Origin of the sequence: Streptomyces monashensis, assembly GCF_001866665.1 — a bacterium.
GTDB lineage: Bacteria > Actinomycetota > Actinomycetes > Streptomycetales > Streptomycetaceae > Streptomyces > Streptomyces monashensis.
Genome location: NZ_MLYO01000012.1, coordinates 128,367 through 154,489, shown reverse-complemented (window position 1 = coordinate 154,489; position 26,123 = coordinate 128,367). Strand labels below are relative to the sequence as shown.

Sequence of the window (26,123 nt, the reverse complement as noted above, 5' to 3'; positions counted from 1 at the left end):
GATCACCTCCCAGCCCGGGCGAGCGCCGGGGCGGGGGCGGTGTGGCCGGTGCCTTTGCAGGTCGGGCAGTTCACGCGGAGGGTGGCGCGGGTGCCGTCGGTGTTGCGGGTGCCGGTGTCGATGGCGGCGGTGGAGAAGCCGTCGCAGTCGCGGCAGACGGGCGTGTTCAGGGCGCGCTGAGGCATGATGGGGCTTCCCTTTCGGGTCCGTGGATCAGGAATGGGTGGAGGCGTCCGGGGCGGCGGTTCTTTGGCGAGAGAGCCGCCCCGGGGGCCGTTAGCGGCGGCGGTTGCGGCCGCGGGGGATGGGCGGGATGGAGTCGTAGGACTCCTGGCCGGCGCGGAAGTCGCTCAGGTCGGTCACGTCCTTGTCGTTGCCGACCTGCCGCATGATCCGGTTCATGGCCTTGGTGTCGCGGTGGCGGCGGGCGATGGCGTACTCGCGGCCGAGTTCCACCATCTCCTCGTTGCGGGCGGGTTCCGGCGTGCTGCTCTTGCGGCTGAACAAGCCCATGTCAGTGACCCTTCTGGTTGTTGACGAGCGAGCGCAGGACGACAGCGGTCACGGCGACGGACATGCCGGTGATGGCGACCGCCAGCAGGAGCGAGACCAGGACCGCGCCGACGACGAGGACCACGGCGGTGCCACCGCCGACGAGGGCGAGCGCGGTGCCGGGGGTGAGCTGGATGGTCGGCCGGTTCGGGACCGGGGCCACGGGCGCGATCAAGGCCGGGGCCTGTACGGCAGGGGCCGGGGCCAGGGCGGGGGCCTGCGGCTGGATGACGGTTGGTGCCGGGGCGGTGTCCGGGGTCGGGTACTTCGGGGTGAACACGAGCGGGTCTCCTTCCGGATCAGGCGGTGCAGTGGTGGGTGCGGGCGGCGAGTTCGGCGGCCGAGCGGTCGCCGTGGTCGGTGGAGAAGCCGCACTTCGGGGCGGTGCAGGCGGCGGCGTGCCGGATCTGACCACGGCCGTTGTTGTACGAGCCGACCTGAACGGGCCCGATGCGGATCACGTCGTAGAAGCGGTTCGGGCGCACGTCAGCCCTCCGACCCGGTGAAGTCGTCGGCGTGGTCAGTCAGCCACTGCCGGATCTCGGCGTGCTCGTCGCCGGTGGCCTGGTTCATCGCGGCTTCAGCCGTAGCCACGGCGTCAACGAGCCGGTTGCTCCGGGTGAGTTCGGCAGACCGCTTCAGAGCGGACTCGATGGACGGGCGCATGGTTGAACCTCCTTGGGTGTCAGGCGAGTTGGGCGGCGATGGCCCCGGCGAGGTCGTCAGGGACGCCGAGCCGGGCGCGCAGGGTGGCGGTGTCGATGTCCGTGCCGGTGCGGGTGCGGTGGTCGGCGGCGACCTTGCGGGCGTGCTCGACCAGCGCGGGCGGCACAGCCGGGGCCGTTTCCGGCAGAGCCGGAGCGGGCTCCGGGGCGGTGATCTGCTCCGGCTCCGGGTCGGGTGCGGGTGCTGTGGGTGCCGGCCGAACCGGCGCCGGGTTGTCGGCCGGGTCGGGTGTGGGCGAGTGGGCGAGCAGGGTGCCGCCGAGGAAGGCGAGGGCGGGCCATCCGGCGATGCCGAGGCGGAGCAGTGCGGGCGGGTTGGCCAGGTCGAGGAATCCGGCGGTGGCGACGTTGGCGCCGAGTGAGGCGACCAGGGCCACGAGGAACCAGCACCAGGCCAGCCGGGAGCGCTGCACCCGCAGCCTGCGCCAGGCGGCGACGAGGAGCAGGTCGACCGAGACGGGGTAGGCCCAGGCCTTCCAGCCGGACTGTCCGGCCGCGGCGGCAAGGTCGTGCAGGTGGGCGAAGGACAGGGCCCCGGCAATCACGGCCTGTACGAGGACGGCATCGGGGCGGAGGCGCCCAGTGGGCCGGGTCATCCCCGCCTCCGGGGAGCGCGGCCCAGCGCACGGGCCACGGCCTCACAGTCGGCCGGGGTGTAGGCGGTGCGAACGCCCGAGATGGACAGTCCGGCCGCTTCAGCCAGCGAGGCCAGGGTGTACGGACGGGGGCCGGTGAACTCCCGCGCGTAGGCCAGGCAGGCGCGGATGTCCCGGTCGATCTGTTCCCGCTGATCTCGCAGTGCAGCGAGCCGACGCAGGAAGTCATCCGCGGTGAGATCGTCCAAGGTGGTCAGCGGCTGAGACATGGTGAGGCGTCTCCGTTCTGGTGATCGGGACGGGGCCAGGGCGGGCGGTTGGTGGTCGGCCGCCCGGTCTCGGCAGCGGGGCTAGTCGGCGGGGGCGTCGCCGGAGCCAAGGCAGTTCAGGCACAGGCCCGTCTGAGCCCCAACCGCACGGTGCTTGCGGCCGACCCCGACGGTGCGGGAGACCTCTCCGGTGCCCTTGCAGACCGGGCACTTCGCAGGCTCAGGCTCCGGCGGAGCCGCCTTGCGGCGGGTGGCGGGCCTCTTCGCGGTGGCCATGGTCACCGCTCCTGGCCGGGGTACTCGGGCCCCTCGTTCGGGTCGTAGCCGGGCGGGAAGACGCCGGGCGGCGGCTCCGGCAGCGACACGGCCAGGGACGGGCCGATGGCGTCGATGAAGTCCTGATCCGCGCTGGTCATGTCGGCGTAGAGGGCGAGTTGGCCGAGCATCAGCACCGTGCGGGCGAAGTCCTCGCAGTGCGGGCACATGACGGGTGATCTCCTTGCTTCAGGCATGGCTCGGGTAGGGACCTGGCGCGAGGCGGTCACGCCGACCGTGGAGCAGGGGTGATCAGGGAGCGGCCGGGATGGACTCGACAGCCGGTGCGTCCTTCGGGGTCGGGATGCCGAGGACGGGCCGGAACGGTGCCAGGAACGGCAACTCCGGCGTCAGGTGGGCGAACTCGCGGCAGACAGCCGCGGCCTGTTCGGGGGTGGTTTCCGGGGTGCGGATGCGGGACCAGCCGCCGGAGGTGTCACCGGCCACCGCGATACCGGGGCGATCCGGCTGGATCACGGTCACGGCAGAGACCGCGTCCGGGGCGATGTCTCCCAAGCCCATCTCGGCGGTCTGCTTGTCGTTGACCCGGTGCACGACCCGCCCGGTGAGCTGAGCGCGCAGCGTGGTCGCGCCCCTGCCGAGGTCGGAGCCGAAACGCTGGCCGCACACCTCCAGGTAGATCCCGACCGCACGGGACATCTGAGCCAGCCGGACCAGTTGCATGACCGTGCGGTCCCGAGCCGCCTCATCCTTCTTCGAGGTCACCCAGAACAGCTCAGCCACCTCATCGACCAGGACGACGAGCGGGACCGGGCGGACCTTGTCCGGCAGAGCCCACACATCGGAGACACCATGGAGGGAAAGCAGGTCGAAGCGGTCTTCCATCTCGCCGACCAGAGCGTCAATCAGGTACCCGGCACTCTGCGGATCGGTGGCCAGAGCCGACAGCCGCGGCGTATAGGCACTGTGCTCCACCCCGCGCTTGCAGTCGATCCCGACCAGAGCGACCGGCAGTTGCGCCAGACCCTTGACCAGGTTGCGCTGATACACCGACTTGCCGGACTGGTTCGCCCCGAGCGTCAGCGCATGCGGCACCTTGCGGTAGTCCCGCTCGAAGACCGTGCCGTCCTCCCGCAGCGCGACAGGGACGACCAGGTCACGAGGGCGGGCCGAGCGAGGAAGCCGGACCCGCCGAAGCACGTCGTACCCGGTCATCCTCAGTTCGACGTACCCCGGCTTGGTCTCCACCACGGTCACCGACTGCACCCCGAAGGCGTGCCGGAGCCGCTGGGAGGCGGCAGCCAGGTCGGCCGGTTCCAGGCCCGCCGGAAGCCGCAGCGTAATCCTCAGACCGGTCATGGTCGGCCTAACCCGGCGGACCTTCGGCGGCACCGGCCGCACCTCCCGACGGGCAACGTTCCGGGTCATGAACGCCCGCAGGCGAGACGGCTGCACCGTCAGCCCGCACACCTCCATCGTGGAGTTGTAGTTCCAGGTGAACCGGGACCAGGTGACCGGCAGACCCACCAGCGACCAGTACACGCGCGGGGCACGGGCCTTGGCATAGCCGAGCCCACCGACACCAGCCGCGGCACCTCCCAGCTCGAACCAGGCAGCTACGTCGGTCATGATCAGGCCCCCAGCGGGGTGACCGCGACCGCGCGGAACGAGATCCCGTGACGCTTCTGACCGTTGAACTCGTTCTCCCAGTCACGCGCCTTCAGACCCGTCACGGCCACGGGCGTACCCGGCGTCAGCCCCTTGGGGAGACCGGTCTCCGGCACGGTCACCTGGTAGAGGTTCCCCTCCCCCTCATCCGAGACCAGCAGACCCACGGTCGACAGGTCCGCACCGGTCTCCCGGTCCACGGCCCGTTCACCGGTCTTCTTGTTGACCATCTTGGCCTCCGGGGCGGTCGCCACGAACACCACAGCGGTCGAAACGTCGATCTTGAATGACGGCATTCTGGAGTCTCCCTCTTGGGATGAGCCCCGGGCTGCGTCGTGATCTTGGCGGATGGCACGTAGCCCGGGGGCGCCTTGTTCTTGCGACACCACCGAAGCTACTCGCAGAAAAACTGCGAGTCAACAGAAAAACTGCGACTAGTAGCGGAACTCCGGGTCTGCGAGACTGAGCACGAAGGCAAGGGAGGAATAAATGAGCACTTACGGGCTTTTTGTCCGCTTCACTCTTCGCAGCGGCGCTGGCGAGGCGTTTGACACGCTGATCCGAGAGACCGCCGCAGGGATCCAGGCACACGAGCCGGGCACGTTGGTGTACGCGTGCCACGAGGTCGAGGGAGCCCCCAATGAGCGGATCTTCTTCGAGCTGTACGCCGATCGAGCCGCCTTCGAGGAGCACGAGCGCCAGCCGCACACGCGTCACTTCCTGACGGAGCGGGACAAGTACGTCGAGAAGACCGAGGTTGACCGCCTCCAGCCGTACGCTGGCAAGTACCCGACCGGGGCCGAGAAGTGACAACTTCCGACACCGCGGCCCTAGGCCCGAGGGTCAAGGAGCTGCGCCGCGCCGCAGGCATGTCGCAGAGCGACCTTGCCGCCGCGATGGGGCGTTCAGAGAGCTGGGTGTCTCAGGTCGAAAGAGGCGTACAGCCCGTCGAGCGACTGTCGGTTCTGCAAGCTCTGGCTGACGCGCTCAACGTGTCGGTGCGAGAGCTTCGGCCAGACGCTCCCCCAGCAGAGGAAGCCGAACCAGAGGCCCCGGCGAGGAGCAACGACCTCGACGGACTACGAGTAGCCCTCACAGGTCACCCCGCGTTGGGCAGCCTCTTTCAGCAACCTCCAGCCGAACCGACTCCGTCGCTTGCCGACTTCCGTGACCAGGTCGAAGAGGCGTGGACTCTCGTGCACGCATCGAGTTACGCGGCGCTGAGCGATCATCTGGCCAAGTTGCTGCCCAGCATCGAGACCGCAGTACGTCACGCGCCCGCAGGTGAGCGCACGGAGCTTCACTCTCTACGCGCCAAGGCGTACCAGGTAGCCGCAGCCAGCTTCACGCGACAGGACCAGGCGGATGCGGCATGGATCGCGGCAGACCGGGCACTGCAAGCAGCCGAACTTGCGGGACAGCCCCTGGAGGTCGTTGCGAGCCTCTTCCGCATGGCGCATGCCTTCATGCGGCAACAGCACATGGAGCAGGCCGAGCAGGCAGCGAAGTCCGCAGTAGCCGTCATGGCGCCAAGGGCAGAGGCCCCAGCGTGCCCGCCTGAAGAACTGTCGCTGTTGGGCGCAATGAACCTGGTCCTAGCGGTGATCAACGCGAGGGAGGGGAATCGGGGACGGACCCATGAACACATTGAGCGGGCGCGAGGGATCGCGGCTCGGTTGGGTGAGGACCGCAACGACTTTGACACGGAGTTTGGGCCGACGAACGTGGAGGTCCACGCCGTAAGTACAGCGGTTGAGCTAGGGGATGCGGGGCTTGCCCTGGAGGTGGCCCAGGACGTTGACACATCGGGCCTGTCGCCCGAGCGGCAGTCGCGTTTCTTGCTTGACGTGGCGCGAGCACACGCGCAGCGGCGACACGTCGGCGAGGCCACAGCCGCGATCCTGGAGGCCGAGGCTTTGGCGCCCGAGCAAATCCAAGACCACCACCTTGCCCGCGGGGTCATTCGAGACTTGATCCAACTCTCCGGTCCCCGAGTGCCTGAAGCCTTGCGTGACTTGGCCGAGCGGAGCGCTGTCCTCTAGACCGAGCTGTTACAGGTTTCTCTACCTCATCAAGCCCCGGCTGCGCTCCGCTCCGCCGGGCGCGCTTCCCGGCTCCGCTGCGGGCGACGCTCCTGCCTCCGGCCCGCTCCGCCCGCGCTGCGCCGACGCGCGCCCACTGGTGGATAGGGCCGGTGGCCATGAGCCGATCACCGCACATCGCGGCCATGGTCAGAACAGTGCCTCCGGCGGGGGATCGGCCGGCACCGGGATGGAGGGGGCGCCGTTCCCGACTGCGGGTCCGTCGTGGCGGATGCTGGGGGCTCCCATCCCGCACACCATCGACCCAGGCAGAGCCGAGCAGACGCGGCCCATGGCGTCCAGGTCGTTCGTACAGTGGCGCGCTCCACCTGGACGCCATGAACCACGCCCGCTCCACCGTGGTGTGGGTCGACGGCGTACGGGATGGGAGCTGGGGAGGGTGTGGGTTGAGGTGGAGGTACCGCTATCCCAGTATGTGATTCGAGTCACTATACAAATGGGTGCATAGGTTACGAAAAGGCTGGGTGCAGGATATAACGCAGGCGTTATGAACGGGGTTCTGTCAGTGCCGCGTGGTATAGCCGCCCTATTTCCACAGGTCAGGGGTATAAGGGCGTCAGCGCGCTGACACACGTATGTCGTGACGAGTGCTACCCCGTGTACCGCAAGGTTCAATTGCCTTGCGCGGCCTGGGGTCTCGGCGTCGTGCCATACCGTTGGAGCACCAACACCGAAGGGCGCGCCCGCCTTTGGGAAGAGGATCCGGGCGCGCCCTTCTGACAACCAAGGAGGACGTATGCCCATCCCGGGTCTTGGCAGGCTGTCAGCGCTCGACACCCACCTGCTTGAAACTGTCGCACGCGGGACTCACAGTCGCAAGAAAATCATGATCGCGCTGGCCGTGGTCGTGACTTGCGTGATCAACGCCGAGGCGATGACCGCTCTGCTTCGCCAGGCTACGTGGTTGGTGGTCGCAGTGATCGTTCTGATCGTCGTGCGTGTGATCGCAGCGCGCCTTCCGCGGCCGCGTGTCAAGCGGGTCGGCATGGCCTGACACCAGCGGCTGACACCAACAGGCGCGAACAGCAGCGATCGGCGCTGGACCTCAGTGGACGATCGGCCCAGGCGCAGGACCGGTTGACCGACGTGGCCGGTCCCCTGTGATCGACCTGAAATGGATGAGGCCAGGCCTCAAAGCTTGGCTACAACACGGGGCGCCACCGTCAACCGAGGGTGGCGCCCCGACAGCTCGACTCGCTCATGGGGCTCCACCGGCCTCCGAGGGTTCGATCAGGCCATGCGAGCTGCAAGCTCATCCAAGCTGAGGAAGTAACGAGCGTGCGTCCGCAGTAGGTCGGCACGACTCTTCGCACTCAGCACCACTACCTCAATGTTTGCGTGGTCCCGGTACTCCTTCTCAGCCTCAAAACGGGCAGCGAAGGCGTCTCGCCGACGCTCATACTCCTGCTCATGCAGGAGGTGACCAGCCGAGCGGTCATAGACGACGAGAACGTTAGTCATGAAGCCCACGCTACCAAGATCACCCTAATGTGACACGGATGTCATGCCGCTCATCTGCTCACGGAGGTCGGCCAGACCCTTTTGAACCTTGTCCCCATAGCGCCGCACCGTGGCAGCCTCCGCCTCTTCAGAGGCTTCATACGCCTCAAGCGCATCAATGAAGTCACTCAGCGCGACAGCACTTGCGACCATCGCCTCACGGAGGCGGTACGAGGCATCGTAGATCTTCCTCTGGTGATGCGACTCGTCCGCAGGCGCAGGGTCCAGGGTGTCCCACCAGTGAACGGGAGGCTCCCCGTAACGAATCCCTCGTCCGATCAAGTCAGCCAGCTTCTCGAACATGTCGGCCCACTCATGCTGCCACCGCGTCCTGACCTGGACCTCTACAGGAACACCCTCAGGGAACACGACCACGTGCACCGCTCGATAGCCCTGACTGGGCTCTGTACGGCGATCTACGATCTTCGCTTCACGCGGAGCCGAGCTAAAGGCCCGCACGATCAGATCAACCGCATCGTCTTGAGCTCTTCTGCCACCCTCCAGGACGATCCGCATGCCAGCTAGATCTTGGATGCTCTTGAGCCACGAGCCACCGTGCCTCGCGAGCTTCTCCAAGATCGTTCCGGTGTTCTTCACTCGGCTCGTGGGATCGAACCCGAGGCTTCGAACTACCTCCAGGGCTGAGGCCAGCGTCTCGTCGTACCCCAGTAACAGCTCACTCAGTGCCGCAAGATCCTCGTCACTCGGCTCACCAGCCTTGACCAGGCGCTCACCAAGGCGAGTGATCTGCGACTTACTGAAAGGCAACGACATGCCAGAAGTATGCTCTACAAGCCCGCACAAGGCCCGGGGGGTGTGAGACCAGACAGAACCGCCTTCGCACCGTTCGAGCGCTGCTCAGGTGCGCACGTGCCCCCCCACATGCCCGTTCCAAGGGCACGAGACGGGAAACAGCGGGGAATCGCGGTGGCTTAGCCAGGAAGGCACAGGTCAGCGTCTCGCGAGGTCAGGCCACACCCGCATACGCGATCTTCCAAACTAGGGACTTCGGGTGACGGGCTGCCGCAGGTGGCCCCAGTCGGCATGGAGCACCATGTGGCCGACCAGCGCGGCCGGGCGGAAACCCAGTGGCCTGCGGCGAGGCGCCAGGGCTACATTCAGCGGCCACCCGGCATTGAGGAGCAGCATGCCCCGGACGTTCTTGCTGATCTGCGACGAGATTCCCCGGGACATTGTTCTGCTCGACCCAGGACCGCAACCCCTGGAAGTGGCGAAGGCGCTCCGCGGGCTTGCGGGCGGGGGGCTATGGAGGGCCAAGCAAACGGTCACGCAGACGCCGCCGGTGCGTCTCGCCGAGGGTGTTGGGGATGAGGTGGTGTCGAGGTGGGTCGGTCCCCTGCGAGAGGCCGGCGCGGTGATCGAGGTCCGCACGTGGTGGCGGTACCGACCAGGGAAGCCTCCGTTGCCAGTCGATTGACCATGAGCGTCAGCAACAGGCGAGACCGAGGAGCGTCGACAGATACGAGAGCTGCACGGCCCCACGCCCTGGGCCGTCTCTGGGCCGTCCGAGGCCGCTCAGTGGCAACAGGTGCCGACTACTAACGACAGTCGTAGCAAGCGCCAGCCCCAGGTCACTCAATTGGATCTGCGACACTGGTAGCGCCATGCCTAAGCCCGGAGAACTCACTTTCGTCGCCCCGCGCGGAGCCAAGAAGCCGCCGCGGCATCTCGCCGATCTCACGCCCGCCGAGCGCAAGGACGCGGTGGCGGAGACCGGTGAGAAGCCGTTCCGCGCCAAGCAGCTCTCGCAGCACTACTTCGCGCGGTACGCGCACGACCCGGAACAGTGGACGGACATCCCCGCCGCCTCGCGCGAGAAGCTGCGTGAGGCGCTGTTCCCGGAGCTGATGACCGTCGTCCGGCATCTGGCCACCGACCAGGGCACCACCCGCAAGACGCTGTGGCGGCTGTTCGACGGCACGCTGGTCGAGTCCGTGCTGATGCGCTACCCGGACCGGGTCACCATGTGCATCAGCTCGCAGGCGGGCTGCGGCATGAACTGCCCGTTCTGCGCCACCGGACAGGCGGGACTGGACCGGAACCTGTCCACCGCCGAGATCGTCCACCAGATCGTCGACGGCATGCGCGCGCTGCGGGACGGGGAGGTGCCCGGCGGGCCCGCCCGGCTCTCCAACATCGTCTTCATGGGCATGGGGGAGCCGCTCGCCAACTACAAGAGGGTGGTCGGAGCCATTCGCGCGCTCACCGACCCGGCGCCGGACGGGCTCGGGCTCTCGCAGCGCGGCATCACCGTCTCGACGGTCGGGCTCGTGCCGGCCATCCACCGGTTCGCCGACGAGGGCTTCAAGTGCCGGCTCGCGATCTCCCTGCACGCTCCCGACGACGAACTGCGCGACACCCTCGTCCCCGTGAACACGCGGTGGAGGGTGCGCGAGGTGCTGGACGCCGGGTTCGAGTACGTCGAGAAGAGCGGGCGCCGGCTGTCCATCGAGTACGCGCTGATCCGCGACATCAACGACCAGGCCTGGCGCGGGGACCGGCTCGGCCGGCTGCTGCGGGGCAAGCCCGTGCACGTCAACCTCATTCCGCTGAACCCGACGCCGGGCTCGAAGTGGACCGCCTCGCGGCCCGAGGACGAGAAGGCGTTCGTCGAAGCCATCGCGGCCCACGGCGTGCCCGTCACCGTCCGGGACACCCGGGGCCAGGAGATCGACGGAGCCTGTGGTCAGCTGGCGGCCACCGAGCGGTAATCTGGCCACCGTCACCCACATCTTCATATCGACACCTTCATATTCCGACAGGGGAGCGCCACAGCGCTGAGAGTGCGGCGGACAGGGCCGCAGACCCTCTGAACCTCGCCCAGGTCATTCTGGGTAGGAAGTTCGGTCATCACTCAAGCTGTTGCGCCCTGCCCGGGCATCCGGGCAGGGCCGCGTTCTTCCTGGCCAACCCCAGGAGGACATCCAGTGCACAACAAGACCCTCGTGGCCGTCGCCGTCGGCCTCGGTCTCGTCGCCATGCCGACGCTGACCGCGTGCGGATCCGCGGACACCAAGAGCGGCGCCGACTCCAGGACCGTCACCCTCGTCAGCCACGACTCGTGGGCCGTCTCCAAGAACGTGCTCCAGGACTTCGAGAAGACGACCGGCTACAAGGTCAAGGTCCTCAAGGACGGCGACGCCGGGCAGGCCGTGAACAAGGCCATCCTGACCAAGGACAACCCGCAGGGCGACGTCTTCTTCGGCGTCGACAACACCCTGCTCTCCCGCGCCCTCGACAACGGGCTGTTCCAGCCGTACCAGGCCAAGGGACTCGACCAGGTCGGCGCCGCCTACCAGCTCGACAAGGACCAGCACCGGGTCACGCCGATCGACTACGGCGACATCTGCGTCAACTACGACAAGGCGTACTTCGGCAAGCACGGGCTGACCCCGCCGCAGTCCTTCGCCGACCTGGCCAAGCCCGCCTACAAGAACCTCCTGGTCACCGAGAACGCGGCCACCTCCTCGCCGGGCCTCGGCTTCCTGCTGGGCAGCGCCGCGCAGTTCGGCGACACCGGCTGGCAGGACTACTGGAAGAAGCTGAAGGCCAACGGCGTCAAGGTCGTCGACGGCTGGGAGCAGGCCTACTACCAGGAGTTCTCCGGCTCCTCCGAGGGCAGGAAGGCGGGCGGCGACCGGCCGCTCGTCGTGTCCTACGCCTCCTCGCCGCCCGCCGAGGTGATCTACGCCAAGAAGCGGCCCAGCACCGCCCCGACCGGCGTGGCGAACGGCACCTGCTTCAGGCAGATCGAGTTCGCCGGGCTGCTGAGCAACGCCAAGAACCCCAAGGGCGCCAAGGCGTTCATCGACTTCCTGGTCTCCAAGGAGTTCCAGGAGGACATGCCGCTGAACATGTACGTCTACCCGGTGGTGAAGGGGGCGAAGGTGCCCGCCGAGTTCACCGAGTACGGCCCGGCCGCCCAGCACCCCGAGACGATGGCCCCGGGCAAGATCGCCGCCAACCGCGACCCGTGGGTCAAGGCGTGGACCTCGCTCGTACTGAAGTAGCCGAACCCCGGCGGACGGTGCGCGGGAACGTGACGCGGCTCGGGCTGATGGCCCTGCCCGTCGCGTTCTTCGCGCTGTTCTTCGCCTGGCCGGTCGCCGCGATCGTCACGCGCGGGCTGAAGGTGGACGGCGCCTGGCAGCTCGGGCGGATCGCGGACGTGGTCACGCAGCCGGACATCCGGCACGTGCTGTGGTTCACCACCTGGCAGGCACTCGCCTCCACCGCGCTCACCCTGCTCCTCGCGCTGCCCGCCGCCTACGTCTTCGCCCGGCTCGACTTCCCGGGCAAGCAGGTGCTGCGGGCCGTGGTCACCGTCCCGTTCGTGCTGCCGACGGTCGTCGCCGGCAGCGCCTTCCTCGCGCTCGTCGGGCACGGCGGGCTGCTGGACGACCTGTGGGGCGTACGGCTGGACACCACGGTGTGGGCGATCCTGCTGGCCCACGTCTTCTTCAACTACGCCGTCGTCGTACGGACCGTCGGCGGGCTGTGGGCCCAGCTCGACCCCCGGCAGGAGGAGGCCGCCCGCATGCTGGGCGCCTCGCCGCTCGGCGCCTGGCGCAGGGTCACCCTGCCCGCGCTCGCCCCCGCCGTGGCCGCCGCCGCGCTGATGGTGTTCCTGTTCACCTTCACCTCCTTCGGCGTCGTCCAGATCCTCGGCGGCCCCACCTTCTCCACCCTCGAGGTCGAGATCTACCGGCAGACCTCCGAGGTCTTCGACCTGTCCACGGCCGCGGTCCTCACCCTCCTGCAGTTCGCCGCCGTCGGCGCGATCCTCGCCGTGCACGCCTGGACCGTACGGCGCCGCGAGACGGCGCTGCGGCTCGTCGATCCGGCGGTCACCGTCCGGCGGCCGCGCGGGAGCGGGCAGTGGGCGTTGCTCGCCGGTGTCCTCGTCACGGTCGCGCTGCTCCTCGTGCTGCCGCTCGCCGTCCTCGTCCAGCGCTCCCTCGACGCCCCCGGCTTCGGCTACTACCGGGCCCTCACCAGCTCCGACGGCGGTACGTTCCTGGTGGCACCGGTCCACGCGGTGTGGACCTCGCTCCAGTACGCACTCGCCGCCACCGCCATCGCCGTCGTGATCGGCGCTCTCGCCGCCGCAGCGCTCGCCCGCCGGGACGCCGGACGGCTGGTCCGGAGCTTCGACGCGCTGCTGATGCTGCCGCTCGGCGTCTCCGCCGTGACCGTCGGCTTCGGCTTCCTGATCGCCCTCGACAAGCCGCCGCTGGACCTGCGCGAGTCCTGGATCCTCGTCCCCCTCGCCCAGGCGCTGGTCGGCGCCCCCTTCGTCGTCCGGACCATGCTGCCCGTGCTGCGCGCGGTGGACGGCCGGCTCCGGGAGGCCGCCGCCGTGCTCGGGGCCTCGCCGTGGCGGGTGTGGCGGGAGGTGGATCTGCCGCTGGTACGGCGGGCGCTGCTGGTCGCGGCCGGTTTCGCGTTCGCCGTCTCGCTCGGCGAGTTCGGGGCGACCGTGTTCATCGCCCGGCCCGACAACCCCACGCTCCCGGTCGCCGTGGCCCGGCTGCTCGGCCGCCCCGGAGACCTCAACTACGGCCAGGCGATGGCCCTTTCGACCCTTCTGATGGTGGTGTGCGCCGCCGCGCTGCTCCTGCTGGAGCGGCTGCGCACCGACCGGACGGGGGAGTTCTAGATGCCGACGGGGGAGTTCTGATGCTGCTCAGCCTCGATGCCGCGACCGTGCGCTTCGGCGGGCGGGCGGTGCTCGACGCGGTCGACCTCGATGTCGCCGAGCACGAGGTGGTGTGCGTGCTCGGGCCCAGCGGCAGCGGCAAGTCCACGCTGCTGCGGGCGGTCGCCGGGCTCCAGCCCCTGTCCGGCGGACGGATCCTGCTCGACGGCCGCGACCGGACGGGCGTCCCCGCGCACAAGCGCGGCGTCGGCCTGATGTTCCAGGACCACCAGCTCTTTCCGCAGCGGGACGTCGGCGCGAACGTCGCCTTCGGGCCGCGCGTGCGCGGCGTCGGCAAGGGCGAACGGGACGCCGAGGTCGCGCAGTTGCTGGAACTGGTCGGACTGCCCGGGGCGGCGCGGCGGGCCGTGGCCTCCCTGTCCGGCGGCGAGCAGCAGCGCGTGGCCCTCGCCCGCGCGCTCGCGCCCCGGCCCCGGCTGCTGATGCTGGACGAGCCGCTCGGCCAGCTCGACCGCTCGCTGCGTGAGCGCCTGGTGGTCGAACTGCGGGAAATGTTCGGCCGGTTGGGGACGACCGTACTCGCCGTGACCCACGACCAGGGCGAGGCGTTCGCGCTGGCCGACCGCGTGGTGGTGATGCGCGACGGGCGGATCGCCCAGACCGGTACGCCCCTTGAGGTCTGGCAGCGGCCCGCCGACGCGTTCGTGGCCCGCTTCCTCGGCTTCGACAACGTGGCCGAGGCGACCGTCGCCGGTACGGCCGCCGACAGCCCGTGGGGCAAGCTCCCGGTGCCCGAGGGCTCCCCGCAGGGCGCGCGCAGTGTGCTGGTCCGGCCCGCCGGCGTACGGCTCGTGGCGGCCGACGCGGGCCTGCCGTGCACGGTGACCGCCCGCACCTTCAAGGGCACGCATGTGGCCGTCCACCTCCGGCCGGGGGACGGGCAGCCGCGCCTGGAGGCCGCGTGCGGGCTGCGGGAGGCGCCGGAGGTCGGGGACGCGGTCGGCGTGGAGTTCGACGCGGCCGAAATCGTCGTGCTCGACTGATCGTTCCCGCCCTAGGGTGTGGGGCATGACGTTGCTCGCGCATGACCGATACTGTGACGAAATCGCCCGCCAGATGGGCCAGTTCAGGGCCCTGGTGACCTCGGGAGCCGATCTGTCGGCCACCGTGCCGACCTGCCCCGAGTGGACGCTGGAACAGCTCGCACGGCACATGGGCGGCGCCCTGCGCTGGGCGGCCACGCTGGTCCGGGCCCGGGCCCAGGAGATGCTCCCGCGCGAGCAGGTGCCGCTCGGCGGCGGACCGGAGGCCGAGGGCGACGCGGCGGCGCTCGACGCCTGGCTCGCGGAGACCGGCGAGATGATCGTCGGGGCGCTGCGCGAGGCCGGTCCCGAGGCCAAGGTGTGGTCCTGGATGGGCATGGCCACCAGCGGGTTCTGGGCCCGTCGGATGACGAACGAGATCACCGTCCACCGCGCGGACGCCGCGCTCACCGTCGGCGCGCCCTACGACGTCGCGCCCGACGTCGCCGCCGACGCGCTGGACGAATGGCTGCAGATCGCGGAGTGGGTGCAGCGCTCCGGGGCACGCGAGTGGGCCGACGAGCTGCGCGGGCCCGCCCGCAGTATCCATCTGCACGCCACCGACGCCGCCCCGGACCTGAACGCCGAGTGGCTGATCGAGCTGGGCGAGAACGGACTCGGGTGGCGGCGCGGGCACGAGAAGGCCACGGTCGCCCTGCGCGGCCCGCTCGCCTCCGTGCTGCTCGCCTTCTACAACCGGCTGCCGCTGGACGCACCCGGTCTCGAGGTCCACGGCGAGCGTGAGGTGCTGGAGTTCTGGCGCAAGCACGCCACCTTCGGCTGACACACGACCGCGGCCCGTCCCCCCGGGATCGGGGGACGGGCCGCGGTGGCGTACGCGTGAGGTGTCAGCCGTTGCCGCGCGCTCCGCGACGGCGCATGCCGAACCAGACCGCGCCGCCGCCGACGACGACCAGCGCGCCCGCGACTCCGGCGATCAGGGGGGTGTCGGAGTTCGCACCGGTCTCGGCGAGGTTCGAGCTGCCGGCGGCCGGGGACGGCGCGTTGCTCGGGCCCGCGCTCGCCGGGGCGGAGCTGGAGGCGGAGCCCGACGGGGTCGGGGACGCCGACTGGGCCGGGGTGGACTCCGACGGCGACGGCTTCGGCGTCGTGGAGGCCGGCGCGGTCGGGGTGGCGCTCCCGCCCTTGCAGGCGGTGGACGGGGTGCTCAGCGCAGGCGTGATGTCCTGGTCGACGTAGGGGACGGCCGTGACGTGGACGCGGTACGTCGCGTTCGGCTGCCAGTTCTCCTGGAAGGTGACCTCGGTGCCCTGGGCGGAGCCCTTGACCGGCTGCTCGCCGACCTGCTTCTCGACCCCGCCGCTGTTCGTGCGGAACACGGTGATGGTGGCGGGGGTACCGGAGCCGTCGGTGTCGGTCACGACGATGACACCCTTGGCGCCGTCGCACTTGGCTTCGGCCTTGAACTCACTGATGGTGCACGCGGACGCGGTGCTGGCCAGGCCCAGGACCACGGCGGCAGAGGCGGAGGCAACACCCAGGATGCGCACGGAACGGCGTGCGCTGCGGCGGGATATGGACACGTTTGTCCTTTACAGAGTGCACAACTGCGGGGGGCTGAGGGGGAGTTGCGGCGACGGATGAGGGAGACGCCCCAGCACCCCCAGGAGGCTCACAGGTCTATAAGCGCTCCGTAAGCAGTGTCAATGAATATGCCGTCAACAACAGTTGACTTTACCTGCTTATTAAGCACCGAGACGTTTGATCGCCTCCGGGGCCTGCTCGATCCGGTCAACGAGGGCGATACGGGACTCCATCGACCGGCCCGCTGCGAGCGAGCGCAACAGTGGCCAGGCGGGCAACTCCCGTGTCCAGTGGCCCTCGTCGACCAGCACCATGGGCGTGGGTCCGCCGCGCGACTCGTAGTAGTTCGGCGTCGCGTTGTCGAAGATCTCCTGTACGGTCCCGGCGGCACCCGGCAGGAAGACCACCCCGGCGGTGGAGCGGGCCAGCAGACCGTCCTCCCGGGTGGCGTTGGCGAAGTACTTCGCGATGTCCGAGGCGAAGGCGCCCGGCGGCTCATGGCCGTAGAACCAGGTGGGGATGCCGACCGAGGCGCCCCCCTTCGGCCAGCGGGCCCGCACCTCGAAGGCGGTGCGGGCCCAGTCGGTGACGGACGGCCGGAACGAGGGGACCGCGGCGAGGAGTCGGAGCGCCTCGTCCAGCATCGTGTCCGCGAAGGGGGCCGCGTACGCGCCGAGGTTCGCCGCCTCCATCGACCCCGGCCCGCCCCCGGTCGCCACGGTGAACCCGGACCGGGCCAGCTCCCGGCCCAGCCGCGCGGCCCCCGCGTACCCGGCCGTGCCCCGCCCCGTCGCGTGGCCGCCCATGACGCCCACCACCCGTGCGCCGGCGAGGAGTTCGTCCATCGCGTCGGACACGGCGTCGTCGTGGATCGCGCGCAGCATCGAGGCGAACACGTCGCCGTCGGCCTTCGTGCGCCGGTACCAGGCGTAGGCGCGCGCGTCCGGCGTCGCCTCGTAGCCCTCCTCCAGCGACTCGAACAGCTCGTCGGGCGTGTACGTGAAGGCGCGGTACGGGTCGAAGGGCAGGCCGGGGACGGGCGGGAAGACCAGGGCCCCGGCCGACCGGACCCGGGCGGCGGCCTCGGGGGCCAGCGCACAGCCGAGGAAGATGGCGCCGGTGGCGTCGAGGGTCAGCAGGACGTCCGTACGGCCGGTCAGGTCGACGGCCTGGACGCGGTACCGGGCGAGGGTGCCCTGCTCGGCGACGACCTCGTCGAACTCGGCGAGGGACTCGATGTCCCGACTGCGGGCACCCCGCAGCGGCTGGGCGGGTGTCGGATCCACCCGCCCATGCTAGGCACCCCTACGACCGGCCGGAGCGGGCTCAGCCCTCGACCACCGCCGGGTCCATCCAGATGACCTCCCAGGTGTGGCCGTCGAGGTCGTCGAAGGCCCGGCCGTACATGAAGCCCTGGTCCTGGGTCGGGCCGGTCTCCGTGGCGCCCGCCGCGATCGCCTTGTCGACCAGCTCGTCGACCTTCGCGCGGCTCTCCGCGCTCAGGCAGACCAGCACCTCGCTGGTCTTCGTGGCGTCGGCGATCTCCTTGTCGGTGAAGGTCGCGTAGAACGGCTTGGTGAGCAGCATCGCGACGATGGTGTCGCTGATCACCACGGAGGCCGCCTTCTCGTCGCTGAACTGGGCGTTGATCGAGTAGCCCAGCTCGGTGAAGAACCTCTTCGAGGCGTCGAGGTCGTTCACGGGCAGGTTCACGAAGATCATCTGCTGGTACATGGGGTCTCTCTCCCGTGGTGTGCGCGCTGGGGTCAGCGTGTTCGAGGGGATAGACCGGAGGGCCGGCTCGAACTCATCGGCGATTGCGGAAGTCTTCCGGCGGATCTTCCCGGCGGTCCTCGCAGCCGCTTCTCCGCACCGCTTCTCAGCGGCCCACGGGCAGCGCCGCCAGGGCGGCCACGGCGAGGGTGAGCGGGCCGAACAGGGTCAGCAGGGCCGCCGCGCGCAGGGCCGCGGCCACGCGCAGCATCGAGGGCGGCGCGCCGAGCCGCAGCAGCGCGGCGGTCGTGTCGGCCCGGCACTGGCGGGTCTCCACGGCCGCGGTGAGCAGGGTGGCGATCGTGCAGCCGGTGACGAGCAGCGCGCCGAGGGTGGCCAGGGGGCCGAACGCCGCCGCCGAGCCGGCGTACAGCGACGTCATGGCGTACCCGGCGGACAGGACCGCGCAGACGACGCCCAGGGGGCGGCCGATCCGGGTGGCCTCCGACATGAGCACCCGGCCGGAGAGGAGCCGGAGGGCCCCGGGGCGGGTGCACTGCAGGAGCAGGCCGCACAGGTGGGTGAGGCCGGGGGCGGCGAGGACGAGACCGGTGGCGATGAGGAGCCAGCCGCCGAGGACGGCGAGGTCCTGGCGGGGGGCGTAGGCGTGCACCGTGAGGCCGGCGGTGACGAGGGTGATGCCCCAGGGCAGGCCGGCGGGGGAGCCCTGGGGAGGCTGGGGAGTGCCGTCGGGCCACGCGGAGTCCGGCGCGGGGGCCGGGTCCGGGGCCGGGAGCTCGGCACCGGGTTCGCCGCTCGCTTCCGGGCCGGTGCCGCTCCCGTCCGTGCCGGGTGCCGTCGCGGTCGTGCTGCCGTCCGCGGCCTTACGGCCCAGACGCGCGCCGAACCTCCCGTACGCCCCGAACGTCTCCCGGCCCCTCACCTCGCCGTACGCCCCGAACCGGCCGAATCTGCGCGGGCCCCGGGCGGCGGGGCGCGGGTCCCGCGGGCGCAGGGACAGCGCCACCGTCACCGACGCCGTGACCGGGACCAGGGTCAGCAGGGTCAGGGCCGCCGGGAACGGGAAGGGCCGGCCGGCGGCCAGGAAGCCGGCTGCCACGCCGTCGAAGGGCAGGCCCGTCAGGTCGCCGCGCAGGTGGAGGAAGGCCAGCAGGGCGAGCAGCGAGCCCAGCGTGCAGGACACGGCCGTGGTCAGGGCGGAGACCGCCATCAGCTGGGCCGGGCCGAGGCCCGCCGCGGACAGTCCGGGGCGCGGCCTGGTGGCGGGGTCCGTGCGGGCGACGGCGAGTGCGAGGTACACCGTGGCGGCGAGCGGCACCGCGCACCAGACCAGGCGCAGCGTGGCGGCGTGGGCCGAGCCCGGGTGGGCCAGGGCGTAGCCGAGGCAGGACAGCAGGAGGAAGCCGGTGCCCGCCGTGGCCGTCGCCACCAGCAGGCGGCGCAGCTGGACGGCGGGCCGGGCCGCGCGGGTCAGACGGAGAGCGAGCACGCGGCCCGGCCTTCCGTCTGCGAGGTCTCCGGCAGGTACAGGGTCTGCACGCGCCGGCCGTCCAGCAGCGAGACCGTACGGTCCGCGAGGGCCCCGGTGTCGGGGTCGGTCGTGGCGAGGACGACGGTGATGCCGTGCGAGCGCGCGGCCGTGGTGAGCGTGCGCAGCACATGGATGCCGTCCGCGCGGTGCAGCGGGGCCGTCGGCTCGTCGGCGAACAGGACCGTGGGAGCCGTGGCCAGCGCCCGGGCGATGGCGACGCGCTGGCGTTCGGCCTGCTGGAGTTGGTGCGGCCGGCAGCGGGCCTTGTCGCCGACGTCGAGGCGGACCAGCCACTCCTGCGCGGCGACCTTGGCCCGGCGGCGGCCGGTGCCGCGCAGCATCAGGGGCAGCGCGGTGTTCTCCCAGGCGTTCAGCTCGGGGATCAGGACCGGGGCGGGGCCGATCCAGCCGAAGCGGTCCCGGCGCAGCCGTTCCCGGGCCATCGGGCCGAGGGTGTGCACGGGCACGCTGTTGAACCAGACCTCGCCGCCGCCCGCCGGCAGCAGGCCGGCCAGGCAGGACAGCAGGGTCGACTTGCCGCTTCCGCGGGCGCCGGTGACGGCGAGGATCTCGCCCTCCCGCACCGCGAGCGAGACCCCCGCGAGCCCGGGGGAGCCGTCGGGGTGCCGGTAGTGCAGCGAGCGCGCCCAGAGCACGTCGTTGTCCGGTGGGGCCTCCATGGGCGTACACCTCGGTTCTGATCCGTTTTCCCGTTTGCCTCTTCCCTCGTCCGGGGGAACGAAGGCTGGGCCGATCGGTCACTGGCACGCTAGGCAGCCGGTGCCGGGAGGCCGGACAGCACACGGCCCCGGGCCGCCGTTCCCACTCGAACGGACGGCACCGGGGCCGGTGATGATCAGCTGATCAGAGGATCGGGGCTCAGAGCTTCGTCCACGCCTCCGTCAGCGTCGCGCGCAGGATCTGCTCGATCTCGTCGAAGGTCTCCTGGTTGGAGATCAGCGGCGGGGCGAGCTGGACGACCGGGTCGCCGCGGTCGTCGGCACGGCAGTACAGGCCGTTGTCGAACAGCGCCTTGGAGAGGAAGCCGTACAGGACGCGCTCGGTCTCCTCCTCGTTGAAGGACTCCTTGGTGTTCTTGTCCTTCACCAGCTCGATGCCGTAGAAGAAGCCGTTGCCGCGGACGTCGCCGACGATCGGCAGGTCGTGCAGCTTCTGCAGGGTCTGCAGGAAGGCGCCCTCGTTGTCGAGCACGTGCTGGTTGAGGCCCTCGCGCTCGAACAGGTCGAGGTTGGCGAGACCCACGGCCGCGGAGACCGGGTGGCCGCCGAAGGTGTAGCCGTGCAGGAAGGTGTTGTCGCCCTTGTAGAACGGCTCGGCGAGCTTGTCGGAGATGATGCAGGCGCCGATCGGGGAGTAGCCCGAGGTCATGCCCTTGGCGCAGGTGATCATGTCCGGGACGTAGCCGAACTTGTCGCAGGCGAACATCGTGCCGAGGCGGCCGAAGGCGCAGATGACCTCGTCCGACACGAGCAGCACGTCGTACTGGTCGCAGATCTCGCGCACGCGCTGGAAGTAGCCGGGCGGGGGCGGGAAGCAGCCGCCGGCGTTCTGCACGGGCTCCAGGAAGACCGCGGCGACCGTGTCCGGGCCCTCGAAGAGGATCTGCTGCTCTATCTGGTCGGCGGCCCAGCGGCCGAAGGCCTCGGGGTCGTCGCCGAAGAGCGGGGCGCGGTAGATGTTGGTGTTCGGCACCTTGTGCGCGCCCGGCACGAGCGGCTCGAAGGGGGCCTTCAGACCGGGCAGACCGGTGATGGACAGGGCACCCTGCGGGGTGCCGTGGTAGGCGACCGCGCGGGAGATGACCTTGTACTTGGTCGGCTTGCCCTTGAGCTTGAAGTACTGCTTGGCGAGCTTCCAGGCGGTCTCGACGGCCTCGCCGCCGCCGGTGGTGAAGAAGACCTTGTTCAGGTCGCCCGGCGCGTAGTCGGCGAGGCGCTCGGCCAGCTCCACGGCCTTCGGGTGGGCGTAGGACCACACCGGGAAGAAGGCGAGCTCCTGGGCCTGCTTGAAGGCGGTCTCGGCGAGTTCCGTGCGGCCGTGACCGGCCTGGACCACGAACAGACCCGCGAGACCGTCGAGGTAGCGCTTGCCCTTGTCGTCGTAGATGTAGGTGCCCTCACCCCGGACGATGGTCGGGACGGGGGAGTTCTCGTACGAGGACATGCGGGTGAAGTGCATCCACAGGTGGTCGTACGCGGTGCGGCTGAGGTCCTTCTGGGTCACGGTTATCGGGTTCCCCACATGTAGGTCTGCTTCTTCAGCTTCAGGTAGACGAAGCTTTCGGTGGAGCGCACCCCGGGCAGGGCCCGGATGCGTTTGTTGATGACGTCCAGCAGGTGGTCGTCGTCCTCGCAGACGATCTCGGCGAGGATGTCGAACGAGCCCGCGGTCATCACCACGTACTCGACTTCCGACATGGCGGTCAGCGCGTCCGCGATCGACTCGACGTCGCCCTCGACGTTGATCCCGACCATCGCCTGCCGGCGGAAGCCCACGGTGAGCGGGTCCGTGACGGCGACGATCTGCATCACGCCCTGGTCCAGCAGCTTCTGGACGCGCTGGCGCACGGCCGCCTCGGACAGGCCGACGGCCTTGCCGATCGCGGCGTACGGCCGCCGGCCGTCCTCCTGGAGCTGCTGGATGATGGCGAGGGAGACGGCGTCCAGCTGGGGGCTGTTGCCGTTCCTGGACTCGCGGGCGGAGTCCCTCTGGTCTGCGCTTCGACTGGCCACGACCTCACTGTGCACGAGGTCTCGACAGTTCCGCAACCCTGCATCGATGAAATTCGTTGTTTCGAAGTCCGATGCTTGCGGATTTCGCAGAAGTGGTGCTGCTGGGGGTGTTGAAAACGTGGGTCTGACGACTAGGGTGGGTGTCTCAGCAATCGGACAGCGAGTACCAGCGAGTACCTGAATCAGGAGGCCGGCAGTGAGCACCGAGCTGCGTCGTCTGCGCAACTACATCGACGGTGAGTTCCGGGACGCCGCCGACGGACGGACCACAGAGGTGGTCAACCCCGCGACGGGCGAGGCGTACGCGACCGCGCCGCTGTCCGGTGCGCCGGACGTGGACGCCGCCATGGAGGCCGCCGCCCGCGCCTTCCCGGCCTGGCGCGACACGACGCCCGCCGAGCGGCAGAAGGCGCTGCTGAAGATCGCGGACGCCTTCGAGGAGCGCGCCGAGGACCTGGTCGCGGCCGAGGTGGAGAACACGGGCAAGCCGGTCGGGCTCACCCGCTCCGAGGAGATCCCGCCGATGGTCGACCAGATCCGCTTCTTCGCGGGTGCGGCGCGGCTGCTGGAGGGCCGCTCGGCCGGTGAGTACATGGACGGGATGACCTCGATCATCCGCCGCGAGCCGGTCGGCGTCTGCGCCCAGGTCGCCCCGTGGAACTACCCGATGATGATGGCCGTATGGAAGTTCGCCCCGGCGATCGCCGCGGGCAACACGGTCGTCCTGAAGCCGTCGGACACCACCCCGGCCTCCACCGTCCTGATCGCCGACATCATCGGCTCGATCCTGCCCAAGGGCGTCTTCAACGTCGTCTGCGGCGACCGTGACACCGGCCGCCTGATGGTCGAGCACGACACCCCGGCGATGGCGTCGATCACCGGCTCGGTCCGCGCGGGCATGTCGGTGGCCGAGTCCGCGTCCAAGGACCTCAAGCGGGTCCACCTGGAGCTGGGCGGCAAGGCCCCGGTCGTCGTGTTCGAGGACACCGACATCGCCAAGGCCGTCGAGGACATCTCCGTGGCGGGCTTCTTCAACGCCGGCCAGGACTGTACGGCCGCGACCCGCGTCCTCGTCCAGGAGTCCATCCACGACGAGTTCGTGGCCGCGCTCGCCAAGGCCGCCGCCGAGACGAAGACGGGTCAGCCGGACGACGAGGACGTGCTGTACGGCCCCCTGAACAACCCGAACCAGCTCAAGCAGGTCTCCGGCTTCATCGAGCGCCTGCCCGCCCACGCCAAGGTCGAGGCGGGCGGCCAGCGGGTCGGCGACAAGGGCTACTTCTACGCCGCGACCGTCGTCTCCGGCCTGAAGCAGGACGACGAGATCATCCAGAACGAGGTCTTCGGGCCGGTCATCACCGTCCAGTCCTTCACGGACGAGGACCAGGCGGTGGCGTGGGCCAACGGCGTGGACTACGCCCTGGCCTCCTCCGTCTGGACCAAGGACCACGCCCGCGCGATGCGCATGTCCAAGCGGCTCGACTTCGGCTGCGTGTGGATCAACACCCACATCCCGCTGGTCGCCGAGATGCCGCACGGCGGCTTCAAGAAGTCCGGCTACGGCAAGGACCTTTCGGCGTACGGGTTCGAGGACTACACGCGCATCAAGCACGTGATGACGTCCCTCGACGCGTGACGCTCCGCTGGATTCGGCCGCATTCCGGGTGAGGGTGCGTGGGGGCTGGTCGCGCAGTTCCCCGCGCCCCTTGGGAGTTGGCGCCCCACCGCGTTGCCGCCGCGGCCCCGCGACCGCGATCGACAAGGTGTCGGACAGGGCACGGCACGCTCGACGCAGCGTCGATTGTCCGCCCGCCGGGCGGGAGGGCATCCTTCCGGGGTGCCCCAGACTTCCTCTCGTACGTCCGTGATGTCCCGCCGCTCCCTGCTGCGCGCCCTCGGCGGCACCGCCGCGCTCGGCGCGCTGGCCGGCTGTGGGGTGCCCGCCGCCTACGTCCAGCCCGGCGACCGCGCCGTCCCGGACGACTCCGCGGCCGACAAGAAGCTGACCTGGGCGAACTGGCCGCTCTACATCGACACCGACGACAAGAACCCGAACCGGCGGCCCACGCTGGAGGCCTTCCAGCAGCGCACCGGTATCTCCGTCGACTACGTCGAGGAGATCAACGACAACGACGAGTTCTTCGGCAAGATCAGCCCCGCGCTGATGAACCACCAGTCCACCGGCCGCGACCTGATCGTCGTCAGCGACTGGATGTGCGCCCGGTTCGTACGCCTCGGCTGGGTGCAGCGGATGGACCGGGCCCACCAGCCGAACGTCGCGAAGTACCTCGACCCGCTGCTGCGCTCCCCGGCCTTCGACAAGGGCCGCCTGTCCACCGTGCCCTGGCAGTCGGGCATCACCGGCATCGCCTACAACCGCAAGAAGCTGGGCCGCGAGATCCGCCATGTGAAGGACCTCTGGGCCGGCGACCTCAAGGGCCGGGTGACCCTCCTGTCCGGCCTGGACGAGTCGTTCGCGCTGCTCATGCAGGGCAACGGGGTGGACATCACCCGGTGGACGGCGGCCGACTTCCACGACGTCTGCGACGAGGTCGAACGGCAGGTCCACCGCGGTCAGATCCGCCGCTTCACCGGCAACGACTACACCAAGGACCTGGTCAGCGGCGATGTGCTCGCCTGCCAGGCCTACTCCGGCGACGTCATCCAGCTCCAGGCGGACAACCCCGACATCCGCTTCGTCGTCCCCGAGGAGGGCGCCGAGCTGTGGTCGGACTCCCTGATGATCCCCAACCGCGCCCGCCACAAGGCCAACGCCGAGCGCCTGATCGACCACTACTACGACCCCGAGGTCGCCGCGAAGCTCGCCGCCTGGGTCAACTACGTCTGCCCGGTCCCCGCGGCCAAGGAGGTCCTGGCGTCCTCGAAGGACAAGGACACCGCGGCCCTCGCCGACAACCCCCTGATCTTCCCGGACCCCACCATGCGGCGGCGCCTCGCCATCGCCCGCGACATCACCTCCACGGAACGGGTGGAGTTCGCCAAGCGCTGGAACACGATCGTGGGACTGTGAAACAGCGGTGCTGGATGTGACGAGGATTTTTAGTTGGCACAAAAGAGGGATAGTTGGCACCAAGATCACGGGTGTCCTAACAGGTGACGGCGCATCACCTCGATGCACGTGGCTCGGGCCGCGTTTGATTGGTCCCGGCCGTACGGGACTCCGAGGTTCATGCCGCTGTCGGTGGTGATCGGCGGCTGGTCCCAGGCGAGACTCATCTGCGCGCCGGCCTCCGCTCGCGCCGTGGCGACGAGGGTCGCGTAGGGGCCCGCGACGGCTGATGCCTCGATCTGGAGCCATGCCTGATGGAATGCCATCTGCCATCTGAGCCAGTAGGCCGCTGACTTCGTCGGTGAGTTGCTGTCGTACGGCGGAGGAGGACTTGGGGCGACGCCGTATCCGGTACGGCATCTCCAAGTACTCCTCGACCGTCGTCAGGGCTTCGGCGAAGGTCTTGGCGCGGACGAACTGCGCGAGCCCTCTCACGGCGTCGTCGACCTGCCCCTCCACGCTGTGTGGTCCGGGGTCACTGCCTCTCCGATTCCTCAACAAGGAACTGTTGCTCACTCAGTGGCCCGTACTGAGAAGGATGGTGAGCCCACATCTTTGCCAGGCTTGAGAGGAGGCGTTCCCCGCGCTCGCGCAGGCAGCTGTGATCGCTGAGCGAGATCAGCCGACTTGGGACGGTGCTCCTTCTGGGCCTCAGGTCACCGTGGTCGGCGGTCAGCCGGCCCAAGGCGGTTGGAGGTGTCTTCGATGGAGGAATCTGGATGGGGCCCTTTCGGGCCCAGTTTCCACGACAGCTCTCCTGCATCCCGTGCCGCTTGCCAGGTCGCGAGAACCTCTTCGATCACCAACTGCTCCATCAGGGAAGGAAGAGCGGCCGCAGGGACCCTGCACTCACGCGCTACATGGTCCATCTCCGCGACTCCGTGATCATCAAGCGGCAACAGGACGGCGTGTTCGACCGGCTGACAAGCGCAGAAAGCAGTGACGCCGAAGGGGAACCCCGACACCTGGAGCCGTTCGTGGAACACGCCGCACAGCGGCGACCGGCCGGGGACCGCACCACCTGACGCGATCGTCATCGC

32 protein-coding genes and 1 pseudogene are annotated in these 26,123 nt (G+C 69.7%); 12 read left to right on the top strand and 21 right to left on the bottom strand.

The features are described 5' to 3' along the window. Positions 1–2: 2 nt before the first annotated feature. The 10 genes from BIV23_RS05490 to BIV23_RS05440 all read right to left on the bottom strand — a co-directional run bounded on the left by BIV23_RS05490 (position 3) and on the right by BIV23_RS05440 (position 4,382). Positions 3–185, bottom strand: a complete 183-nt coding sequence (locus BIV23_RS05490) for a hypothetical protein (protein WP_071379599.1) — start codon at positions 183–185, stop codon at positions 3–5. Positions 186–276: 91 nt separating this feature from the next. Then, complete coding sequence (locus tag BIV23_RS05485; protein ID WP_071379598.1) at positions 277–513, bottom strand: hypothetical protein; 237 nt, start codon at positions 511–513, stop codon at positions 277–279. 1 nt (position 514) lies between these two features. Further along, a complete protein-coding gene (locus BIV23_RS05480) occupies positions 515–832 on the bottom strand; it encodes a SpdD protein (protein WP_071379597.1) in 318 nt (105 codons plus the stop codon). Positions 833–851: 19 nt separating this feature from the next. Further along, the gene (locus BIV23_RS05475) at positions 852–1,037 is read right to left on the bottom strand and encodes a mobile element transfer protein (protein ID WP_071379596.1); all 186 of its coding nucleotides are present in this window, start codon (positions 1,035–1,037) and stop codon (positions 852–854) included. A gap of 1 nt (position 1,038) precedes the next feature. Continuing rightward, on the bottom strand, positions 1,039–1,218 hold the full coding sequence (locus BIV23_RS05470) for a hypothetical protein (protein ID WP_071379595.1): 180 nt from the start codon (positions 1,216–1,218) through the stop codon (positions 1,039–1,041). A 19-nt stretch (positions 1,219–1,237) separates the two neighbouring features. Further along, positions 1,238–1,873 (bottom strand): DUF2637 domain-containing protein, encoded by a 636-nt coding sequence (locus tag BIV23_RS05465; protein ID WP_071379594.1) that lies wholly within the window; start codon positions 1,871–1,873, stop codon positions 1,238–1,240. Then, positions 1,870–2,142 (bottom strand): hypothetical protein, encoded by a 273-nt coding sequence (locus tag BIV23_RS05460; protein ID WP_071379593.1) that lies wholly within the window; start codon positions 2,140–2,142, stop codon positions 1,870–1,872. Before BIV23_RS05460 ends, BIV23_RS05465 begins: the two co-directional genes overlap by 4 nt. A 278-nt stretch (positions 2,143–2,420) precedes the next feature. Continuing rightward, positions 2,421–2,627, bottom strand: a complete 207-nt coding sequence (locus tag BIV23_RS05450) for a hypothetical protein (RefSeq protein WP_071379591.1) — start codon at positions 2,625–2,627, stop codon at positions 2,421–2,423. An 82-nt stretch (positions 2,628–2,709) separates the two neighbouring features. After that, on the bottom strand, positions 2,710–4,047 hold the full coding sequence (locus BIV23_RS05445; RefSeq protein WP_071379590.1) for an FtsK/SpoIIIE domain-containing protein: 1,338 nt from the start codon (positions 4,045–4,047) through the stop codon (positions 2,710–2,712). Between the two features lie 2 nt (positions 4,048–4,049). Continuing rightward, positions 4,050–4,382 (bottom strand): SCO3933 family regulatory protein, encoded by a 333-nt coding sequence (locus BIV23_RS05440; protein WP_071379589.1) that lies wholly within the window; start codon positions 4,380–4,382, stop codon positions 4,050–4,052. 193 nt (positions 4,383–4,575) lie between these two features. On the opposite strand from BIV23_RS05440, the gene BIV23_RS05435 reads away from it, so the two are divergent. The 4 genes and pseudogenes from BIV23_RS05435 (at position 4,576) to BIV23_RS05425 (ending at position 7,182) form a co-directional block, all read left to right on the top strand. Continuing rightward, entirely contained in the window at positions 4,576–4,896 is a 321-nt protein-coding gene (locus BIV23_RS05435) for a putative quinol monooxygenase (RefSeq protein ID WP_071379588.1), read from the top strand. Next, a pseudogene (locus tag BIV23_RS53120) lies at positions 4,893–5,084 on the top strand (helix-turn-helix domain-containing protein); the annotation flags it as partial. The gene BIV23_RS05435 and the pseudogene BIV23_RS53120, both read left to right, overlap by 4 nt. Positions 5,085–5,195: 111 nt before the next feature. Continuing rightward, entirely contained in the window at positions 5,196–6,128 is a 933-nt protein-coding gene (locus BIV23_RS05430) for a transcriptional regulator (RefSeq protein WP_245790391.1), read from the top strand. A 796-nt stretch (positions 6,129–6,924) separates the two neighbouring features. Beyond that, a complete protein-coding gene (locus BIV23_RS05425) occupies positions 6,925–7,182 on the top strand; it encodes a hypothetical protein (protein WP_071379586.1) in 258 nt (85 codons plus the stop codon). A gap of 236 nt (positions 7,183–7,418) precedes the next feature. On the opposite strand, the gene BIV23_RS05420 is transcribed toward BIV23_RS05425, so the two are convergent. Both BIV23_RS05420 and BIV23_RS05415 read right to left on the bottom strand, forming a co-directional pair. Continuing rightward, positions 7,419–7,649: a hypothetical protein gene (locus BIV23_RS05420; protein WP_143079051.1), complete on the bottom strand. Its 231-nt coding sequence runs from the start codon at positions 7,647–7,649 to the stop codon at positions 7,419–7,421. Positions 7,650–7,673: 24 nt separating this feature from the next. Next, positions 7,674–8,462 (bottom strand): nucleotidyltransferase family protein, encoded by a 789-nt coding sequence (locus BIV23_RS05415; RefSeq protein ID WP_071379584.1) that lies wholly within the window; start codon positions 8,460–8,462, stop codon positions 7,674–7,676. A 280-nt stretch (positions 8,463–8,742) separates the two neighbouring features. Between BIV23_RS05415 and BIV23_RS53855 the strand changes: the two genes are divergently transcribed. The 6 genes from BIV23_RS53855 (at position 8,743) to BIV23_RS05385 (ending at position 15,234) form a co-directional block, all read left to right on the top strand. Beyond that, entirely contained in the window at positions 8,743–9,126 is a 384-nt protein-coding gene (locus tag BIV23_RS53855) for a ribosomal protein L7/L12 (RefSeq protein ID WP_079172970.1), read from the top strand. Positions 9,127–9,313: 187 nt separating this feature from the next. Then, complete coding sequence (gene rlmN / locus BIV23_RS05405; protein ID WP_071379582.1) at positions 9,314–10,420, top strand: dual-specificity RNA methyltransferase RlmN; 1,107 nt, start codon at positions 9,314–9,316, stop codon at positions 10,418–10,420. Positions 10,421–10,636: 216 nt separating this feature from the next. After that, positions 10,637–11,719, top strand: a complete 1,083-nt coding sequence (locus tag BIV23_RS05400; protein ID WP_071379581.1) for a thiamine ABC transporter substrate-binding protein — start codon at positions 10,637–10,639, stop codon at positions 11,717–11,719. Between the two features lie 47 nt (positions 11,720–11,766). Continuing rightward, a complete protein-coding gene (locus BIV23_RS05395; protein ID WP_071379768.1) occupies positions 11,767–13,368 on the top strand; it encodes an ABC transporter permease in 1,602 nt (533 codons plus the stop codon). Positions 13,369–13,388: 20 nt separating this feature from the next. Beyond that, positions 13,389–14,411 carry an ABC transporter ATP-binding protein gene (locus BIV23_RS05390; RefSeq protein ID WP_071379580.1) on the top strand — a complete coding sequence of 341 codons (1,023 nt, stop codon included), beginning with the start codon at positions 13,389–13,391 and terminating at the stop codon, positions 14,409–14,411. A 25-nt stretch (positions 14,412–14,436) separates the two neighbouring features. After that, complete coding sequence (locus BIV23_RS05385) at positions 14,437–15,234, top strand: maleylpyruvate isomerase family mycothiol-dependent enzyme (RefSeq protein WP_071379579.1); 798 nt, start codon at positions 14,437–14,439, stop codon at positions 15,232–15,234. A gap of 64 nt (positions 15,235–15,298) precedes the next feature. Here the strand turns inward: BIV23_RS05385 and BIV23_RS05380 are convergent, their stop codons facing one another. From BIV23_RS05380 to BIV23_RS05350, 7 genes are all read right to left on the bottom strand, one after another. Continuing rightward, positions 15,299–15,994, bottom strand: coding sequence for an LAETG motif-containing sortase-dependent surface protein (locus tag BIV23_RS05380; protein ID WP_177239724.1), 696 nt, complete (start codon positions 15,992–15,994; stop codon positions 15,299–15,301). A gap of 162 nt (positions 15,995–16,156) precedes the next feature. Beyond that, on the bottom strand, positions 16,157–17,281 hold the full coding sequence (locus tag BIV23_RS05375; RefSeq protein WP_071379577.1) for an SLOG cluster 4 domain-containing protein: 1,125 nt from the start codon (positions 17,279–17,281) through the stop codon (positions 16,157–16,159). Between the two features lie 40 nt (positions 17,282–17,321). After that, positions 17,322–17,729 (bottom strand): VOC family protein, encoded by a 408-nt coding sequence (locus tag BIV23_RS05370; RefSeq protein ID WP_071379576.1) that lies wholly within the window; start codon positions 17,727–17,729, stop codon positions 17,322–17,324. A 145-nt stretch (positions 17,730–17,874) separates the two neighbouring features. After that, entirely contained in the window at positions 17,875–19,218 is a 1,344-nt protein-coding gene (locus BIV23_RS05365) for a hypothetical protein (RefSeq protein ID WP_071379575.1), read from the bottom strand. Continuing rightward, positions 19,200–19,940, bottom strand: coding sequence for an ABC transporter ATP-binding protein (locus BIV23_RS05360; protein ID WP_071379574.1), 741 nt, complete (start codon positions 19,938–19,940; stop codon positions 19,200–19,202). Before BIV23_RS05360 ends, BIV23_RS05365 begins: the two co-directional genes overlap by 19 nt. Positions 19,941–20,139: 199 nt before the next feature. Then, entirely contained in the window at positions 20,140–21,522 is a 1,383-nt protein-coding gene (locus BIV23_RS05355; RefSeq protein ID WP_079172969.1) for an aspartate aminotransferase family protein, read from the bottom strand. Further along, on the bottom strand, positions 21,507–22,028 hold the full coding sequence (locus tag BIV23_RS05350) for an Lrp/AsnC family transcriptional regulator (protein WP_071379572.1): 522 nt from the start codon (positions 22,026–22,028) through the stop codon (positions 21,507–21,509). The genes BIV23_RS05355 and BIV23_RS05350 overlap by 16 nt, the downstream gene beginning before the upstream one ends. A gap of 181 nt (positions 22,029–22,209) precedes the next feature. Here BIV23_RS05350 and BIV23_RS05345 point away from each other — a divergent pair, with 181 nt between their 5' ends. Together BIV23_RS05345 and BIV23_RS05340 are read left to right on the top strand one after the other, a co-directional pair. Further along, the gene (locus BIV23_RS05345) at positions 22,210–23,649 is read left to right on the top strand and encodes a gamma-aminobutyraldehyde dehydrogenase (protein ID WP_071379571.1); all 1,440 of its coding nucleotides are present in this window, start codon (positions 22,210–22,212) and stop codon (positions 23,647–23,649) included. Positions 23,650–23,850: 201 nt separating this feature from the next. Next, positions 23,851–25,044: an ABC transporter substrate-binding protein gene (locus tag BIV23_RS05340; protein ID WP_071379570.1), complete on the top strand. Its 1,194-nt coding sequence runs from the start codon at positions 23,851–23,853 to the stop codon at positions 25,042–25,044. Between the two features lie 65 nt (positions 25,045–25,109). On the opposite strand, the gene BIV23_RS51560 is transcribed toward BIV23_RS05340, so the two are convergent. Together BIV23_RS51560 and BIV23_RS51090 are read right to left on the bottom strand one after the other, a co-directional pair. Then, on the bottom strand, positions 25,110–25,349 hold the full coding sequence (locus BIV23_RS51560) for a hypothetical protein (RefSeq protein ID WP_245790379.1): 240 nt from the start codon (positions 25,347–25,349) through the stop codon (positions 25,110–25,112). A gap of 390 nt (positions 25,350–25,739) precedes the next feature. Beyond that, positions 25,740–26,120, bottom strand: a complete 381-nt coding sequence (locus tag BIV23_RS51090) for a hypothetical protein (protein WP_143079050.1) — start codon at positions 26,118–26,120, stop codon at positions 25,740–25,742. Positions 26,121–26,123 lie beyond the last annotated feature (3 nt).